The sequence below is a fragment of the Roseovarius sp. MMSF_3298 genome (genome assembly GCF_030733705.1).
GTDB lineage: Bacteria > Pseudomonadota > Alphaproteobacteria > Rhodobacterales > Rhodobacteraceae > Roseovarius > Roseovarius confluentis.
Genome location: NZ_JASHIN010000031.1, coordinates 1 through 16,017, shown reverse-complemented (window position 1 = coordinate 16,017; position 16,017 = coordinate 1). Strand labels below are relative to the sequence as shown.

Here is a 16,017-nt window from a genome sequence, read left to right as displayed (position 1 = left end):
GCGACGAAACTCCGGCGCGCGCTGCACAGCATCCGCGGCACCTTATCAGCCGTCGGCGGCACCGTCTTCGGACAACGAGGTGGCCACGTCCTGAATGAGGTCGTTGAGACCGGCACGCCAGGAATTCACCATCTCGACATAACCCGCCAGCGGATCGGCCAGCTGCGGGACCGCACCGGACAATTGCGGCGCGAAAACGTAAAGCAGCAAGGCCAGAACCGCGACGATGACCGCCAGCCGGAACCCGGAGCGGAAGCCGCTTTTCCCGTGGGCACCGGTGGTCTCGGCGGGCGATGACACGGAGCGCGGCTCTTCTTTCTTGCCGTCGGAGTCAAGCGACGAGTTGATCTCGTCGATATCGGGCAGCAGGTTGCTGCGCGACGAGGGATCGATCTCGTCCAATTCGGCATCGGTTTTTTGCGCTTCGGGTTCGCCACGCAGGCGGGCCATACGGGCGCGGGCCTCTTCCGAGCGGCGCTGGGCGTCGTTGTCGGTGTCCTGAAGTCCAAGCTCCTGCTGGGTCTCGACGGTCCCGCGGTTGTCTTGTTCGCGCGCACGGGATTCACGCTCGGCCTCTTCGCGAAGAACATCGGCCACGGCGGGGTCGATCTCGCGCCGCTTGTGGTCGGTTGCGGGTGCGTGGAGTTCTTCCGGAGTATCCTCGTCCTTGGACCTGTCATCGGCGTCCGCCGGCGGGGTCGCGTCAGGTCTGACGTCGCCGCTGGCCGAGAGGGCGTCGTCTTCCGCGCCATAGTCAGCCTCGGAGTCAAGCCCGGAGGACATGTCTTCTGGCTCGTACTGCTCCTGACTGGCAAGATCATCTGCAGCTGCCGCAGACTCTTCGGGCACATGGTCGGGATGGTGCTGGAACCAGGTGGTTCCGCAATCGGAACATTGCACGTCGCGCCCGCTTGTGGGAATGACTTCCGTAGGGACTTCGTATTGTGCCCCGCAATTCGGGCATATCAACCGCATCTTGCCACCCGCTGCCTTCCGCCTGACCGGCATACCCCAGCCTATCGTTTGGCGTACCTTACGCACAAATACCGGACCGGGAAAGGGGGCAATCACCGAAGTACCGTAGTCGTTGCACAAGTGTGTCCTGTGGGGCATGAAGGGCAAAACGCATCGGGGGTCGAAGTGATCGAGCTGGAAAACGTCGCCTACAGCTATGGCGGGGGGGAACTGCTGAGTGATGTCTCGCTCAAGCTTCAGGCCGGGTCATTTCATTTCCTGACCGGCCCGTCGGGAGCGGGCAAGACCACGCTTCTGAAGCTGTGTTACGGGGCCCTGATGCCCACCGCCGGCGAGGTCCGGCTGTTCGACACGGATGTGCGCGCGATGGAGCGGGACGACATCGCCTATGCACGGCGGCGGATCGGGGTGGTGCATCAGGATTGCCAGTTTCTCGACCATATGAGCGTGGCCGACAACATCTCGTTGCCACTGATGGTGTCGGGGCGCGACCTGCTGGGCGAGTCTGCGAACCTCAAGGAACTGATCGGCTGGGTGGGTCTCAAGGCGCGGGCCGACGCCCTGCCGCCGGAGCTGTCGGGTGGGGAGCGTCAGCGGGCGGCGCTGGCGCGCTCCATCATCATGTCGCCGGACGCGGTTCTGGCCGACGAGCCCACGGGCAACGTCGACTGGGAAATGTCGCAGCGTCTGCTGCGCCTGCTGATCGAGCTGAACCGGATGGGCAAGACGATCATGGTCGCCACCCATGACCTTGCCCTGATCCGGGCCGCTAAAACCCATGTCCAGGCAAGGGTGCTGCGGATCTCGAACCGGCGGCTGCAACTGGCGGGGGCGGACCTGTGAAGCTGGATTTCAACCGCGTGACCGAGTTCGTCATGGGCGATGCGCAGGCCGACCGGGTCGTGCCGCCCACAGGATTCACGGCCTCGCTTACGGTGTTCAGCGCAGGCGCTATGGCGTTTCTGGCAGTGTTCGCGCTGGCCCTGTCGATGGCGACCGGGCGGCTGGCCGACCGCTGGGGATCGGAACTGGCCCGATCCTCGACCATCCGGATTTCCGCGCCCGAGGGTCAGATGGCGGCACAGACCGCCGCAACGCTGAAGATCCTTCAGACGACCAAGGGCGTCGCCTCGGCCCGGGCGCTGGACCCCGACGAGCAGCGGGCCTTGCTGGAGCCGTGGTTCGGCCCCGACCTGCCGGTGGATACCCTGCCGATCCCACAGCTGATAGAGGTCGTGGAGGAAGGCGAAGGGTTCGATGCTGGCGGCCTGCGCCTGCGGCTGTCGGCCGAGGTGCCGGGGGCGATCCTGGATGACCATACCCGGTGGCGCCGGCCGCTGGTGAGTGCCGCGACGCGCCTGCGCATGCTGGGCTACATATCCATTCTGCTGATCGGGGCGGCGACGGCGGCGATGATCACGCTGGCGGCCAATGCCGCGCTGGCGGCGAACACGCAGGTGATCGGCGTGCTGCGCCTTGTGGGCGCGCGGGACAGCTATATCGCGCAGGCCTTCGTGCGGCGGTTCACGCTGCGGGCCCTGACCGGAGGCGCCGTGGGCACGGTGGCGGCCGGGGTGGCGGTGTTCCTGTTGCCCGCGGCACAGGAAGAGGGCGGTTTCCTGACAGGTTTGGGCTTTCGCGGCTGGCAGTGGCTGTGGCTGCTGGTGATCCCGCCGCTGGCCGCTGCGGTCGCCTTTGCCGCGACCCAGGCGGCGGCCCGCAAGACGTTGAAGGACACACCATGAGATATGCCATTCAATGGGTCCGTTCGGCGATCTACGTGGGCCAGATCTATTTCATGATGCTGCCCATCGGGATCGTGTTCCTGCCCTGGGCGCTGGTCTCGTCCCGGGGCGCGAACGCGGCGTGCAAGGCGTGGTGCGCCTGGGTCCGCTGGACGGGCCGCTGGATGGTGGGGCTGAAGACCGAAGTGCGCGGCACACCGCCCACGCAAGAGTGCCTGATCGTCGCCAAGCACCAGTCATTCCTCGATATTATCCTGATTTTCGCCAGTGTCCCGGCAGGCAAGTTCATCATGAAACGCGAGTTGATGTACGCGCCGATCATCGGCCAATACGCGATGAAGCTGGGCTGCGTTCCCGTGGATCGGGGCAAGCGCAGCCAGGCGATCAAGAAGATGATCGCGGATGTGGGCCGAGGGCGGTTGCGGCCGGGACAGTTGATCATTTACCCGCAAGGCACGCGCATCGCACCAGGGGTCAAGGCGCCCTACAAGGTGGGGTCGGCGATCCTCTATGAAGAGATGGCACAGGAGTGCATTCCGGTGGCAACGAATGTCGGTCTGGTCTGGCCGCGCAAGGGGATCATGCGGCATCCCGGGACCGGGGTGGTGGAGTTCCTGCCGGCGATCGAGGCGGGATTGCCGAAGGACGAGTTCATGGCGCGGCTGGAAGATACTGTCGAGAGCAATTCCAACCGACTGATGCGCGAAGCGGGGTTCGATCCGGATGGAGTTCATTAACGATATCAAGACGCTGGAAGCGCTCTACGGCTCGCCCGGCGCGGCCAGCACGCGCAAGGTGGTGCATCGGCTGACGCCGCTTTACCGGCAGTGGATCATGACCTCGCGCTATTGCGTGCTGAGCACGGTTGGGCCGGACGGAACCGATGGCAGCCCGCGTGGGGATGACGGCCCGGTGGTGATGGACCTGGACGAGCGCACATTGGCGATGCCCGATTGGCGCGGGAACAACCGTTTGGATTCGCTGAGGAATATCGTGTCGGACGGGCGAGTGTCGTTGATGTTCATGGTGCCGGGGTCGAACACCGTGGTTCGGGTGAATGGCACCGCGAAGCTGACCGCCGACGAGGGGTTGCGCGCCCGGTTCGAACAAAAAGGCAAGCACCCGGCGACGGTGATCGTGATCGCGATTTCCGAGATCTACAGCCAGTGCGCCCGGGCCACGATCCGGGCCGGGTTGTGGCGCCGGGACGACAGTGACGGCTTGCCGACGGTGGGCGAGTTGCTGTCTGAAGCCTCGGATGGGGACGAGGGCGGCGCGGAGTATGACGCCGACTGGAGCGCCCGGGCGGCGAAGACGATGTGGTAGCTGGCGCAGGGATGGTTAACGCGATTTGGCACGTCGGTATCGCGTCGGTATTTCAGTAGCATCGCGTCGGTGGAAATGACGGGAGGCATGAAAGCTTAACATCACGAGCTGTCCACCGCCGAGAATTTGCCACACTGCCGCGAACGTCAGTTTCGTCGAGCCCATATCGACTGATGCTGCGGGGAGCAAGAATGGCGGCTTTCGCAGTTATGGAGGATGGCGCTACTTAACGATGCGAAGTTTACTGGTCGCTTCACGACTTGTATCTCCACCAATGACCTGCCGTCTGAGGCGCATAGTCTCGGAGAGCGCTCTTGCTTCTTGAACCGACAGAAGTCGTCGTGCCTCTGGGTAGGCAATTGATGCCTCCTTGTTACGAAGGGCCGGACAAAGAGAGAGAATTTCTGCGCGACCCAAAGATCCGATACGGCGCAGCGCTTGTGTGCCAGGATACAGCGTCTCAACCGCCAGGCCATTTGCGAGGATGATCTCGTGTCGACTGGTGAAGAGTGTGATGTACTCGATGCTCTTCTTACCGCTCATTTCACGGATGCGTGATAATCTGACCAAACCCTTCGCTGGTGCGAGGACTTCTTTGTACCCAAACAACAAGTCACATAACGGATCACAAACCAGAATCCGATGATCTGGCGACACGACAAGGTCAGCACTCGGTCTCATTTGGTCAAGGAACCCGTCCTTGATCATGATCGGTTTTCCAATCTTTTGCGCAGTCAGATCCAACTCCCGACGACCTATCCAGGTGATCGGAACGCTCCCATGATCCAATGTTTTGACCAGATCACCCACGTGCAGTTCCGCAATGTCGATCTGGCCAGATGGCGTCGCTATCAGTGTACCAGGCGCAAAACACGGGAAGTCGTCAAAATCAAGATTCCCATCATCGTCGCCATCCGGAGACCCGATTTCGTCGGCCTCGGTATAAGTGATCGTTGACGGCCCGACGGGAACCCCGCCGAGATCTATGAGGAAAGGCTGCCCAGCGAGGAGAAGGTGCTCATCGCCCGCGCCGCGGCCCTGCTCAATGTCGGGTTGCACACCGGTTCGCGGCATCACGATGTTGTCGTCCGAATCCAGAATCGTTATGAATTGCCCGTTCTGAAACTCGGTGACTCCCGCGTTTACCTGTTCAACGACGACCGTGAATAACTGGTCCGGCGTACCAAGAGCCTCGACCCCGTTGACGGTTACAACCCTCTCTATCCCGTTCCCCGAGCCTGAAAAGCTTGTATAACGCCCGATCTGATCGCCACGAAGCTCTAGGGTTACCGTCGGCATGGTGTATTCTCCTGGGTTTGCGCGACAACTTAAGCACGATGTCGTCAAGCGCGATAAACTGCCTCGTCGACCTCGTACTAGCAAACCAGGGTACTATCTATCGCATTTTACCTCGCCTAGTTTCGCGCCAGAAGCGGTCGCTCATTGTCCCGCAGCGAATGCCCGGATTGTCCCGCAAAGCGAACGTCCCGCGCGGAATCAAGGTGCAGCGTGCTGCACCGCCGTGCCGCGGTCCGGCGCGTGGATTTTCACCCACCCTACGAGATGCCGGACCGGGCTTGTAATTGGACGGGCGGGGCGGACCCCGCCCGCATTGAGCATCACGAGTGGATCGGACCGTCACCGCAGGCCAGGGCTGCTTCGCGCACCGCTTCGGAATAGGTCGGGTGGGCGTGGCAGGTCAGGGCCACGTCCTCGGCCGCGGCGCCGAATTCCATGGCGACGCAGATCTCGTGGATGAGATCGCCCGCCATGGGCCCGATGATATGCGCGCCAAGGATGCGATCGGTTTCCTTGTCGACGAGGAGTTTGACGAACCCGTCGGCGGCGAAGTTGGCCTTGGCCCGGCCATTGCCCATGAAGGAGAACTTGCCGGCCTTGTAGGCGCGGCCCTCTTCCTTGAGCTGCTCCTCGGTCTTGCCGACGGCGGCGACCTCGGGGTGGGTGTAGATCACGCTGGGGATGACGCCGTAATTCACGTGACCGTGCTGGCCCGCGATGACGGATGCGGCGGCCATGCCCTCGTCCTCGGCCTTGTGGGCCAGCATGGGACCAGAGATGCAGTCGCCGATGGCGTAGACGCCCTTGACGTTGGTCTGCCAGTGATCGTCGGTCTTGATCTGGCCGCGATCGGTCATTTCGACGCCAAGGCTGTCGAGCCCCAGCCCGTCTGTGAATGGCTTGCGGCCCGTGGCGACGAGTACCACGTCGGCATCCAGCGTTTCCTCGCTGTCGTCCTTGCGCAGCTTGTAGGTGACCTTGGCCTTGGTCTTCATCGCCTCGACGCCCTGAACGGCGGCGCCCATGATGAAGTTCAGGCCCTGTTTCTTGAGCAGCTTGTGGAAGTTCTTCTGCACTTCGCCATCCATGCCGGGGGTGACATGGTCGAGATATTCCACGACCGTCACCTCGGATCCAAGGCGGGAATAGACTGAGCCCAGTTCCAGCCCGATGACGCCGGCGCCGATGACGACCAGTTTCTTGGGCACCTTGGGCAATTCCAGCGCGCCGGTGGAGGAGACGACGGTTTTCTCGTCGATCTCGACGCCCGGCAGGGTGCTGACCTCGGACCCCGTCGCGATGATGATGTTCTTGGCCTCGTGCGTGTCGTCGCCGACCTTGACCTTGCCCGCCTCGGGGATGGAGCCCCAGCCCTTGAGCCAGTCGATCTTGTTCTTCTTGAACAGGAACTCGATGCCCTTGGTGTTCTGGCCGATCGTGTCGTCCTTGTAGGACAGCATCTGTTTCCAGTCGACCGAGGGGCTTTTGCCCTTGAGGCCCATCGACGCGAAGTTGTGCTCCGCCTCGTGCAGCATGTGGCTGGCGTGCAGGAGCGCCTTGGAGGGGATACAGCCCACGTTCAGGCAGGTACCGCCCAGGGTTTCGCGGCCTTCGACGCAGGCGGTTTTCAGGCCAAGCTGGGCGCAGCGGATGGCTGCGACATAGCCGCCGGGGCCGGAACCGATTACGATGACGTCATAGGAAGCCATTAGATATTCTCCTTCGCGTGTCGGGCGTCTTGGTCCCGAACCTAAGCTGTTTGTTTGGAAGTGTCACGATGTGGGGGTGGCGCAGTCCGGCACGGTTTTCAGGATCTGGTGCAGAAGGTCCGTCCACTCGGCGTCGGGGTTGTTTTCCATGAAGCCGATGGCGGGGACGAAGGCGTTCCGGAAACCGGGGTGGAAGGTTTCGCCGTCCGACCACCAGGGCGTGATTGTGCCGCTGACGAGGGTGAAATCGATTGATTTGCCCGGCAGGTCGACGCGGGTGATCTGGAAACAGCCGTCGCCTTCGCCCTCGGGGGCACCGTCGGTGAAACTGTTGGTCTTGTGGTGGTAGTCGCGGTGCATGACGAAATACGTGTTTTCCTCGATCACGAATTCGGCGGCGGCCGGCGTGGCGGTGATCGCCAGGGCGAGGGCGAGAGGGCGGATCACAGCAGCGCGGCCAGGTACATGAGGGCCGTGGCGGCGAAGCCCACCATCCAGATCAGCGATCGCCACGGACGCAGGCCGAGGTAATAGGCCGGGATATAGGCGATGCGGGCAATGAGGTAGGCCCAGGCGCAGGTCGTGGTGACCCAGGTGGACTGGCCCGAGACGGCGATCACGACGCAGGCGATGGTGAAAAGGATCAGCCCCTCGAAATGGTTGTCCATCGCGCGGCCCAGACGGGCGGTGCGGTCGGACATCTGGCGCGAGGGTTCACGGTCGCGGGCCGAGGTGGTGTAGCCGGGCCCGAGCTCCATGTTGGCGGGCACGGCGTAGAGGGCGAATTGCACCACCTGCAACAGGGCGGCGAGGGTGAGGACGGTGAGTTCTGGTGTCATGCGGCTTGAATCGCCTCTGCTATGGCTTGGGCCTTGGCGTCAAAAGTGCCGGTGCGGGCCGAGGGGTGGGGCGCGCGGATGTGCGGCACGTTGAAATGTTTCAGAACACGGGCGGCATCGTGGCCGAGCGCGATGGGGCGGCGGCCGAGGCGTTCGTGCTGGCCGATGGTTTCCCAGCTGGCGCGGGCGTGGGCCGGGGGGATGGTGGAGGAGCGCTGCGGCGTCAGCAGGTGAAAGACCGGGGTGATGTAGATGTCGGCGCGGGTGAGGTTCAGCAGCGCCAGCACCTTGTCGATCACGCGGTTGAAGGGGTTGGTGGAGAGGTAGCCTTGCCGCGTGAGTTCCGCGCGGTGGCGACGCACGGACGGGGCATCGAGCCAGTCCTTGGACACCAGCATGGGGCCGGTGAGGCTGCCGGAGGTCATCTGGATGGGCGAGACATACTCGCCGTCAAAGCCTTCCTCGGCCAGCGTCGGGTATCCGGGCAGGCGAAAGGCGCGGCGTGCGGCGACGGCGCGGGCGTATCCGGCGGAAGGGGTCATCAGTGGGCCGCGTCCCGGGCTTGACCCGGGACCTCTGTGTGGGCGAGAGGCCCCGGCTCGGGGGTCGGGGCGGGTAGCTCGTGGCTCATGCCGTCTCCAGCATGTGCGAGGCGGCGGGGCCGTGCCCGAGGCCGGTTTCCTTGTCGACCCATGCCTTGGCGCGGGCCACGTCGTTGACGTCGTGAAGGACCCAGTGGGTGCCCGTCCCCTCGCGCCACATCTGAAGCTGGGTGAGACCGGCATTGGCCCGGTCCTCGGCATGGGAGTCGTGGGTGTCCTGGTCGAAGCTGTCGTAGCGGAGGAGGAGTTGGGTGGTCATGGGGTGGGTCCGGTTGGTTGGAATGGGTTGTCTTCTGTGAAGTTTTCAAGCGCCAAAGGATTTCATAATGCCGCCTATTACCCCACCGATCGCGTCCCCTATCCTATTATAGTCCACTCTGCCTTCGCTGACTTCTTTTACAGTTGTGGAAAATTCTTGGCTTTCACCGTTTATCGAAACTTCTTGGCCTAGCACGGCCATACCGAGCGAAGTCAGTGCGATGTTTTGAACTGTCCCATTGGCAAGCCCGCCGAGCGTTCGCGAATATGTGCCGACCCGGATCAACCCCTCAGCTTCAAGCCACTCAATACAAGGGTAAAAGTGGGTAGCGTACTCTTCGCCTAAATCGAGGTCGCTGAACTTCAGGTCCCAATGGCTGATACCATTCTGCATGGCGAGATTGAGGATTTTCGCGAGCACTAGATTGGAGTTTTCCATGGTGTTCATTTTTGCGTGCTCCAATCGTGGTGCCATCTCCACCGTTGCTAGGTGGGGTGAAACCCCACCCTACGCAAACTCGTAGGGTGGGTGAAAACCCACGCGGGGCGTCACAGATCCATCAACAACCGCCGCGGATCTTCCAGCGCGTCCTTCACGCGGACGAGGAAGGTCACGGCGCCCTTGCCGTCGACGATGCGGTGGTCGTAGCTGAGGGCGAGGTACATCATGGGGCGGGCCTTGATTTCGCCGTTCACCACCATCGGGCGCTGCTGGATCTTGTGCATCCCCAGGATGCCCGATTGCGGCGGGTTGAGGATGGGTGAGGACATCAGCGAGCCGTAGACGCCGCCGTTGGAGATGGTGAAGGTGCCGCCCTGCATTTCCGCCATGGAGAGCTTGCCGTCGCGGGCGCGGGCGCCTTTTTCGGCGATGGCTTTCTCGATGTCGGCAAAGCCGAGCGCGTCGGCGTCGCGGATCACGGGGACCACGAGGCCGGTGGGCGTGCCGGTGGCGATGCCCATATGCACGAAGTTCTTGTAGACGATGTCGGTGCCGTCGATCTCGGCGTTGACTTCCGGAACCTCTTTCAGTGCGTGGCAGCAGGCCTTGGTGAAGAAGGACATGAAGCCCAGCTTGACGCCGTGCTTCTTGAGGAACTCGTCCTTGTACTCGTTCCGAAGGGCCATCACCTCGGTCATGTCCACCTCGTTATAGGTGGTGAGCATGGCGGCGGTGTTCTGGCTGTCCTTGAGGCGGCGCGCGATGGTCTGGCGCAGACGGGTCATCTTGACCCGTTCCTCGCGGCTGGCATCCTCGGCCGACACCGGTGCGCGGGGCGCCTGTGCGGGGGCCGACGCGGCGGCGGGTGCGGCGCTGCTGGCGGCGGCTGCGGCGCGGGCCACGTCCTCTTTCATCACGCGGCCATCGCGGCCAGAGCCTTGCACCTGGTCGCTGCTGAGGCCCTTTTCGGCCATCGCCTTTTTCGCCGAGGGCGCATCCTCGACGTCGCGGCCCGGGGGCGGGGTGGTGTACTGGCCGCCATTGGCCGTGGCCGGTTCGTCCGCCGTCGACCCGGCCGCGTCGCCATCGGGACGTTCGGCGGGTTCGACCGCGCCATCGGCGCTGCCGGACAGCACGGCAAGCTTGCCGCCCGCCTGGACCGTCTCGCCCTCGTTGGCGAGGATCTCGGTCAGCGTGCCGGCGGCGGGCGAGGGGACCTCGACCGAGACCTTGTCGGTTTCAAGCTCGCAGAGCATTTCATCCTGGCTGACGGTGTCGCCGGCTTTCTTGAACCAGGTCGAGACGGTCGCCTCGGACACGGATTCGCCCAAGGTCGGCACCATCACGTCGATATTGCCGCCGTCCGTACCGCCGCTGTTGCCGCTGGCCGGCTTGGCGGATTCGGACTCGGTGCTTTTATCTTCTTTCTTCTCGGCCTTCTTCGGCGCGGAGGCGGAGCCGCTGTCGCCTTCGGACAGGGTGGCCAGCAGGGCGTCGACGCCCACGGTCTCGCCCTCTTGTGCGACGATCTCGGCCAGGGTTCCGGCGGCGGGCGAGGGCACCTCGACGGTGACCTTGTCGGTTTCCAGCTCGCACAGCATCTCGTCGGCCTCGACCGTGTCGCCGGCTTTCTTGAACCAGGTGGCGACGGTGGCTTCGGTCACGGATTCGCCCAGCGTGGGCACGCGTACTTCGGTGGTCATTACGTCTTATCCTTCGATCGTCAGCGCGGCGTCGACCAGCGCTTCTTGTTGGGCCTTGTGTTGGCTTGCGAGGCCCGTTGCGGGCGAGGCGGAGGCGGAGCGCCCGGCATAGACCGGACGGGTATGCTTGGCCTTGATGCGTTGCAGCACCCATTCGATGTTGGGCTCAATAAAGCTCCAGGCGCCCTGGTTCTTGGGCTCTTCCTGGCACCAGACCATCTCGGCCTTCTTGAAGCGTTCCAGTTCCTTGACCATCGAGATGGCAGGGAACGGGTAGAACTGTTCGACGCGCAGGATATAGACATCGTCCAGCCCGCGATTGTCGCGTTCTTCCAGCAGGTCGAAATAAACCTTGCCCGAGCACATGACGACGCGCTTGATCTTGTCGTCGGACTTCAGCTTGGTGTCGGAGTTGCCGTACTGGGCATCGTCCCACAGCACGCGGTGGAAGCTGCTGCCGGTGGTGAATTCCTCGGCCTTGGATATGCACATCTTGTGGCGCAGAAGCGATTTCGGCGTCATCAGGATGAGCGGCTTGCGGTAGGTGCGGTGCAGCTGCCGGCGCAGGATGTGGAAATAGTTCGCCGGGGTCGAGCAGTTGGCGACGATCCAGTTGTCCTGTCCGCACATCTGCAGGAAGCGTTCGAGGCGCGCGGACGAGTGTTCCGGGCCTTGCCCTTCGTAGCCGTGGGGCAGCAGGCAGACGAGGCCGGACATGCGCAGCCATTTCGATTCACCCGAAGAGATGAACTGGTCGAACATGATCTGCGCGCCGTTGGCGAAATCGCCGAACTGCGCCTCCCACAGGGTCAGGGCGTTGGGCTCGGACAGGGTGTAGCCATACTCGAAGCCCAGAACCGCGTATTCCGAGAGCATCGAGTCGATGACCTCGTACTGCGCCTGGCCTTCGCGGATGTGGTTGAGCGGGTAGTAGCGTTCCTCTGAATCCTGGTCGATCAGGCCGGAGTGCCGCTGGCTGAACGTGCCGCGGGTGCTGTCCTGCCCGGCGAGCCGCACGCGGTAGCCTTCGGTCAGGAGCGAGCCGAAGGCGATTGCCTCGGCGGTGGCCCAGTCGAAGCCCTCGCCGGTTTCGAACATCTTGGCCTTGGTCTCCAGCAGGCGTGACACGGTCTTGTGCAGCGGCGTGCCCTCGGGCGGGGTGGTCAGGGCGCGGCCGATCTCGGCCAGGGTCTTTTTCTTGATGGCGGTTTCGCCGCGCTGGTAATCCTCGTCCTTGCTGTCGAGGTGGGACCACTTGCCGTCGAGCCAGTCGGCCTTGTTCGGGCGGTATTCCTTGCCGGCCTCGAACTCGTCGGCGAGGTAGGACTGGAACGCGGCCTTCATGTCGTCGATCTCGCCCTCGGGGATGAGGCCGTCCTTGACCAGCCGCTCGGTGTAAAGCGAGAGCGTGGTCTTCTGGGACTTGATCTTCTTGTACATGATCGGGTTGGTGAACATCGGCTCGTCGCCTTCGTTGTGACCGAAGCGGCGGTAGCAGATGATGTCGATGACCACGTCCTTGCGGAACTTCTGGCGGAACTCGGTGGCGACCTTGGCGGCGTGCACGACGGCCTCGGGGTCGTCGCCGTTCACGTGGAAGATCGGCGCCTCGACCATCAGGGCGATATCCGTGGGATAGGGCGAGGAGCGCGAGAAGTGCGGCGCGGTGGTAAAGCCGATCTGGTTGTTCACCACGAGGTGCATGGTGCCGCCGGTCTTGTGACCCTTCAGACCGGACAGGCCGAAGCATTCGGCCACGACGCCCTGGCCCGCAAAGGCCGCGTCGCCATGCAGCAGGAGCGGCATGACGGCGGTGCGTTCCTTGTCGCCCAGCTGGTCCTGCTTGGCGCGGGATTTGCCCAGCACGACGGGGTTCACCGCCTCGAGGTGCGAGGGGTTCGCGGTGAGTGAAAGGTGCACGGTGTTGCCATCGAATTCGCGGTCCGACGAGGCGCCGAGGTGGTATTTCACGTCCCCGGAACCGTCCACGTCCTCGGGCTTGAACGATCCGCCCTGGAACTCGTTGAAGATGGCGCGATAGGGTTTGCCCATCACGTTGGCCAGCACCGACAGGCGGCCGCGGTGGGGCATCCCGATGACGATGTCCTTCAGACCCAGCTGTCCGCCGCGCTTGATGATCTGTTCCATCGCGGGGATCAGCGCCTCGCCGCCATCGAGGCCGAACCGCTTGGTCCCCATGTATTTCACGTGCAGGTATTTCTCGAAGCCCTCGGCCTCGACCAGCTTGTTCAGGATCGCCTTGCGGCCCTCGCGGGTGAAGGTGATTTCCTTGTCGTAGCCCTCGATGCGTTCCTTCAGCCAGGCGCTCTCTTCGGGGTCGGAGATATGCATGTATTGCAGGGCGAAGGTGCCGCAATAGGTGCGCTTGACGATCGCGAGGATCTCGCGGATCGAGGCGACCTGAAGGCCCAGCACGTTGTCGATGAAGATGGGCCGGTCCATGTCGGATTCGGTGAATCCGTAGGATTTCGGATCAAGCTCGGGTCGGTCGGGCGTCTCGCGCAGGCCCAGCGGATCAAGATCGGCGGCGAGATGGCCGCGGATGCGGTAGGCGCGGATCAGCATCAACGCACGGACGGAATCGAGCACGGCGCGTTTCACGGCATCGTCCGAGACCTCGACGCCCTTCTCGGCGGCCTTCGACTTGATCTTGTCGCCGGCTTGTCGCGCCTCGACCTCGGTCGGGTACTCGCCGGTGAGGGCGCTGGTCAGGTCATCGGCGGGCTGGGGCGGCCAGTCGCTCCGCGCCCAGCTTGGCCCGGCGGCTTCTTTCTTGACGTCCGTATCGCCATCGCCCAACTCGCGGAAGAAGGCCTGCCACGCCTCGTCGACCGCATTGGGGTCGTTGGCGTATCGCGCGTAAAGCTGTTCGAGATATTCCGCGTTGTGCCCCTGCATGAAGCTGGAGGCGTGGAACTGGTCGTTGGGGGATTGGTCGGTCATGGGTGTACCTTGGCTAGCTTGGACTGACTTTCGCGCGTTGCTGGGGTCAGGGGGCGGGAGGTGGTCCGTATTCGTTGGGTTCCGGTTCGGAGGGGCGGGTGAGCCACCAAATGAAAACGATCGCGATGATCAGGCCGATGATCCCGAAGATAGCGCCGAAGAACGCGCCGCCCAGCGATGGCATACGGTGTGGCATCCCGGGGTCGCCATGCATGCCCGGGCCGCCGAAGCCGACCACCCGCATGAACAGGTTGTAGATCGACGGGATCAGGAAATACCAGCCGGGGCGGCCGGTATCGTGCATCCGGCGGAAGCCCACCGCCAGAAGTGGCAGGAACATTCCCAACGCGTAGATCAGTGGCAACAGGGGAAAGAGCGAGACAACCAGCGCCCCGATGAAATAGGCGAGCAGAAACCACCAGAATTCCGAGCGCGACGCCCGGCCCGAGAAGTCCATGTACTTCTCGGTGAGGCAGGTCTTAACGCTGGTCTGGAAGTCCATCAGCTTTCTCCTGTCACTGTTGCGCGGTCACTTCCCGATAGCTTCGAGCACGGCTTCGCCCAATCCTGCGGGGGACTCGGCGACGGTGATGCCGGCGGATTTCATCGCCTCGATCTTGTCGTCGGCGCCGCCCTTGCCGCCGGCGACGATGGCGCCGGCGTGGCCCATGCGGCGGCCCGGAGGCGCGGTGCGGCCCGCGATGAACCCGGCGCAGGGCTTGGAGCGGCCTTTCTTGGCCTCGTCCTTGAGGAACTGCGCCGCGTCTTCCTCGGCGCTGCCGCCGATCTCGCCGATCATGATGATCGATTCCGTCTCGTCATCGGCCAGGAACCATTCCAGCACGTCGATATGCTCGGTGCCCTTGATCGGGTCGCCGCCGATGCCCACGCAGGTCGACTGGCCCAGGCCCACGTCGCTCGTCTGCTTCACGGCCTCGTAGGTCAACGTGCCGGAGCGGCTGACCACGCCGACGCTACCGCGCTTGTGGATGTGGCCGGGCATGATGCCGATTTTGCAGGCGTCGGGCGTGATGATGCCGGGACAGTTGGGGCCGATGAGGGTCGAGCTGCTGCCCTCGAGCGCGCGCTTGACGCGCATCATGTCCAGGACCGGGATGCCCTCGGTGATGCAGACGATCAGCGGGATCTCGGCGTCGATCGCTTCCAGGATCGAGTCGGCGGCGAAGGGCGGCGGCACGTAGATGACGCTCGCATTGGCGCCGGTCTCGTGCATGGCCTCGTGGACCGAGTTGAACACGGGCAGGTCCAGGTGCGTCTGGCCGCCCTTGCCGGGGGTGACGCCGCCGACCATCTGCGTGCCGTAGGCAATGGCCTGCTCGGTATGGAACGTGCCCTGGCTGCCGGTTAGGCCCTGGCAGATGACTTTGGTGTTTTCGTCGACGAGAACGGCCATTGTGGCGTCTCCTTCCTTGATGATCTCTTCCCCGGCGACCGGGGTTATGTTGGTCTTGGCGCGCGGGGCTCAGCCCCCGCGCACGGGTATTTCAAACGCCTCAGATGCCCGAGGCATAGCCCAGGTCATAGGCGGTCAGGGTGCGGCCCGGGGTGCCCCTTATCACCAGGATCAGGTTGCCCTTGGCGCCCAGGTTGTAGACGCGCGCGGGCGGGGTGATCCGGTCGGTCATGCGCGGCGCGCCGAAGCGTTCGGTCATGGCCTGTTCCAGCGTGTAGACATTGCCCGGAAAGCGCGCGCTGACGGCGCAGAACGTCCGGCCCTCGGGCGTGCGGGTGACGGCGGCCGAGACAGATTCGGTCGGCGAGAAATTGCGTCCGCCCTCCTCGACCGTCAGGCCCTCGGCCACCATGCGCGCCTTGGCCCCGGCAAAATCGGGGCGGGTCGGGCCGCAGATGCTGTCGTTCAGGACAATGGCCCGGTCGAGGCTGACCGGGTCGGTGCCGGAGCGCGAGATGCCGTCGCCGCCTGTTCCGCAAGCGGCAAGCAGAAGCGTGGCGGCCAGCAGGCCAAGGTTTTTCGAACGCGCCATCGTCAGCCCTTGACGGCTTTCACGATCTTCTGGGCGCCGTCCTTGAGGTCGTCGGCGGCGATCACGTCAACGTCGGAGTTGTTGATGATCTCCTTGCCCTTCTCGACATTGGTGCCCTCGAGGCGCACGACCAGCGGGACCTGAAGCCC

At 63.8% G+C, this 16,017-nt stretch carries 17 protein-coding genes and 1 pseudogene; 4 read left to right on the top strand and 14 right to left on the bottom strand.

Annotated features, from left to right (window positions below):
* Positions 1 to 45: 45 nt before the first annotated feature.
* Positions 46 to 975: a zinc-ribbon domain-containing protein gene (locus RBB18_RS19985; RefSeq protein WP_306111666.1), complete on the bottom strand. Its 930-nt coding sequence runs from the start codon at positions 973 to 975 to the stop codon at positions 46 to 48.
* A gap of 165 nt (positions 976 to 1,140) precedes the next feature.
* Here RBB18_RS19985 and RBB18_RS19980 point away from each other — a divergent pair, with 165 nt between their 5' ends.
* The 4 genes from RBB18_RS19980 to RBB18_RS19965 are packed head-to-tail and all read left to right on the top strand — an operon-like array spanning position 1,141 to position 4,046.
* Positions 1,141 to 1,818, top strand: coding sequence for a cell division ATP-binding protein FtsE (locus tag RBB18_RS19980; protein WP_306111665.1), 678 nt, complete (start codon positions 1,141 to 1,143; stop codon positions 1,816 to 1,818).
* Positions 1,819 to 1,850: 32 nt separating this feature from the next.
* On the top strand, positions 1,851 to 2,720 hold the full coding sequence (locus RBB18_RS19975) for an ABC transporter permease (RefSeq protein ID WP_103763679.1): 870 nt from the start codon (positions 1,851 to 1,853) through the stop codon (positions 2,718 to 2,720).
* Positions 2,717 to 3,457: a 1-acyl-sn-glycerol-3-phosphate acyltransferase gene (locus RBB18_RS19970; RefSeq protein ID WP_306111664.1), complete on the top strand. Its 741-nt coding sequence runs from the start codon at positions 2,717 to 2,719 to the stop codon at positions 3,455 to 3,457. Before RBB18_RS19975 ends, RBB18_RS19970 begins: the two co-directional genes overlap by 4 nt.
* The gene (locus RBB18_RS19965; protein WP_306111663.1) at positions 3,444 to 4,046 is read left to right on the top strand and encodes a pyridoxamine 5'-phosphate oxidase family protein; all 603 of its coding nucleotides are present in this window, start codon (positions 3,444 to 3,446) and stop codon (positions 4,044 to 4,046) included. Before RBB18_RS19970 ends, RBB18_RS19965 begins: the two co-directional genes overlap by 14 nt.
* A 222-nt stretch (positions 4,047 to 4,268) precedes the next feature.
* On the opposite strand, the gene RBB18_RS19960 is transcribed toward RBB18_RS19965, so the two are convergent.
* The 13 genes and pseudogenes from RBB18_RS19960 to sucC form a co-directional block, all read right to left on the bottom strand.
* Positions 4,269 to 5,345 carry a Hint domain-containing protein gene (locus tag RBB18_RS19960; protein ID WP_306111662.1) on the bottom strand — a complete coding sequence of 359 codons (1,077 nt, stop codon included), beginning with the start codon at positions 5,343 to 5,345 and terminating at the stop codon, positions 4,269 to 4,271.
* 320 nt (positions 5,346 to 5,665) lie between these two features.
* Positions 5,666 to 7,054, bottom strand: a complete 1,389-nt coding sequence (lpdA, locus tag RBB18_RS19955; RefSeq protein ID WP_306111661.1) for a dihydrolipoyl dehydrogenase — start codon at positions 7,052 to 7,054, stop codon at positions 5,666 to 5,668.
* Positions 7,055 to 7,117: 63 nt separating this feature from the next.
* Positions 7,118 to 7,501, bottom strand: a complete 384-nt coding sequence (locus RBB18_RS19950; protein ID WP_103763478.1) for a hypothetical protein — start codon at positions 7,499 to 7,501, stop codon at positions 7,118 to 7,120.
* Positions 7,498 to 7,893: an MAPEG family protein gene (locus tag RBB18_RS19945; RefSeq protein ID WP_103763477.1), complete on the bottom strand. Its 396-nt coding sequence runs from the start codon at positions 7,891 to 7,893 to the stop codon at positions 7,498 to 7,500. The genes RBB18_RS19950 and RBB18_RS19945 overlap by 4 nt, the downstream gene beginning before the upstream one ends.
* Entirely contained in the window at positions 7,890 to 8,435 is a 546-nt protein-coding gene (locus RBB18_RS19940) for a hypothetical protein (RefSeq protein WP_306111660.1), read from the bottom strand. Before RBB18_RS19940 ends, RBB18_RS19945 begins: the two co-directional genes overlap by 4 nt.
* 85 nt (positions 8,436 to 8,520) lie before the next feature.
* Complete coding sequence (locus RBB18_RS19935; protein WP_306111659.1) at positions 8,521 to 8,754, bottom strand: hypothetical protein; 234 nt, start codon at positions 8,752 to 8,754, stop codon at positions 8,521 to 8,523.
* Between the two features lie 45 nt (positions 8,755 to 8,799).
* A complete protein-coding gene (locus RBB18_RS19930; protein ID WP_306111658.1) occupies positions 8,800 to 9,201 on the bottom strand; it encodes a hypothetical protein in 402 nt (133 codons plus the stop codon).
* Between the two features lie 101 nt (positions 9,202 to 9,302).
* Positions 9,303 to 10,898: a 2-oxoglutarate dehydrogenase complex dihydrolipoyllysine-residue succinyltransferase gene (odhB, locus tag RBB18_RS19925; RefSeq protein ID WP_103763474.1), complete on the bottom strand. Its 1,596-nt coding sequence runs from the start codon at positions 10,896 to 10,898 to the stop codon at positions 9,303 to 9,305.
* Positions 10,899 to 10,904: 6 nt separating this feature from the next.
* The gene (locus RBB18_RS19920; protein WP_306111657.1) at positions 10,905 to 13,862 is read right to left on the bottom strand and encodes a 2-oxoglutarate dehydrogenase E1 component; all 2,958 of its coding nucleotides are present in this window, start codon (positions 13,860 to 13,862) and stop codon (positions 10,905 to 10,907) included.
* A 46-nt stretch (positions 13,863 to 13,908) separates the two neighbouring features.
* Positions 13,909 to 14,364 carry a DUF805 domain-containing protein gene (locus RBB18_RS19915; RefSeq protein WP_103763472.1) on the bottom strand — a complete coding sequence of 152 codons (456 nt, stop codon included), beginning with the start codon at positions 14,362 to 14,364 and terminating at the stop codon, positions 13,909 to 13,911.
* Between the two features lie 27 nt (positions 14,365 to 14,391).
* Positions 14,392 to 15,276: a succinate--CoA ligase subunit alpha gene (gene sucD, locus RBB18_RS19910; protein WP_103763471.1), complete on the bottom strand. Its 885-nt coding sequence runs from the start codon at positions 15,274 to 15,276 to the stop codon at positions 14,392 to 14,394.
* A 100-nt stretch (positions 15,277 to 15,376) separates the two neighbouring features.
* Positions 15,377 to 15,868, bottom strand: coding sequence for a hypothetical protein (locus tag RBB18_RS19905; protein ID WP_103763470.1), 492 nt, complete (start codon positions 15,866 to 15,868; stop codon positions 15,377 to 15,379).
* Between the two features lie 2 nt (positions 15,869 to 15,870).
* Positions 15,871 to 16,017, bottom strand: a pseudogene (gene sucC, locus RBB18_RS19900) (succinate--CoA ligase subunit beta); the annotation flags it as partial.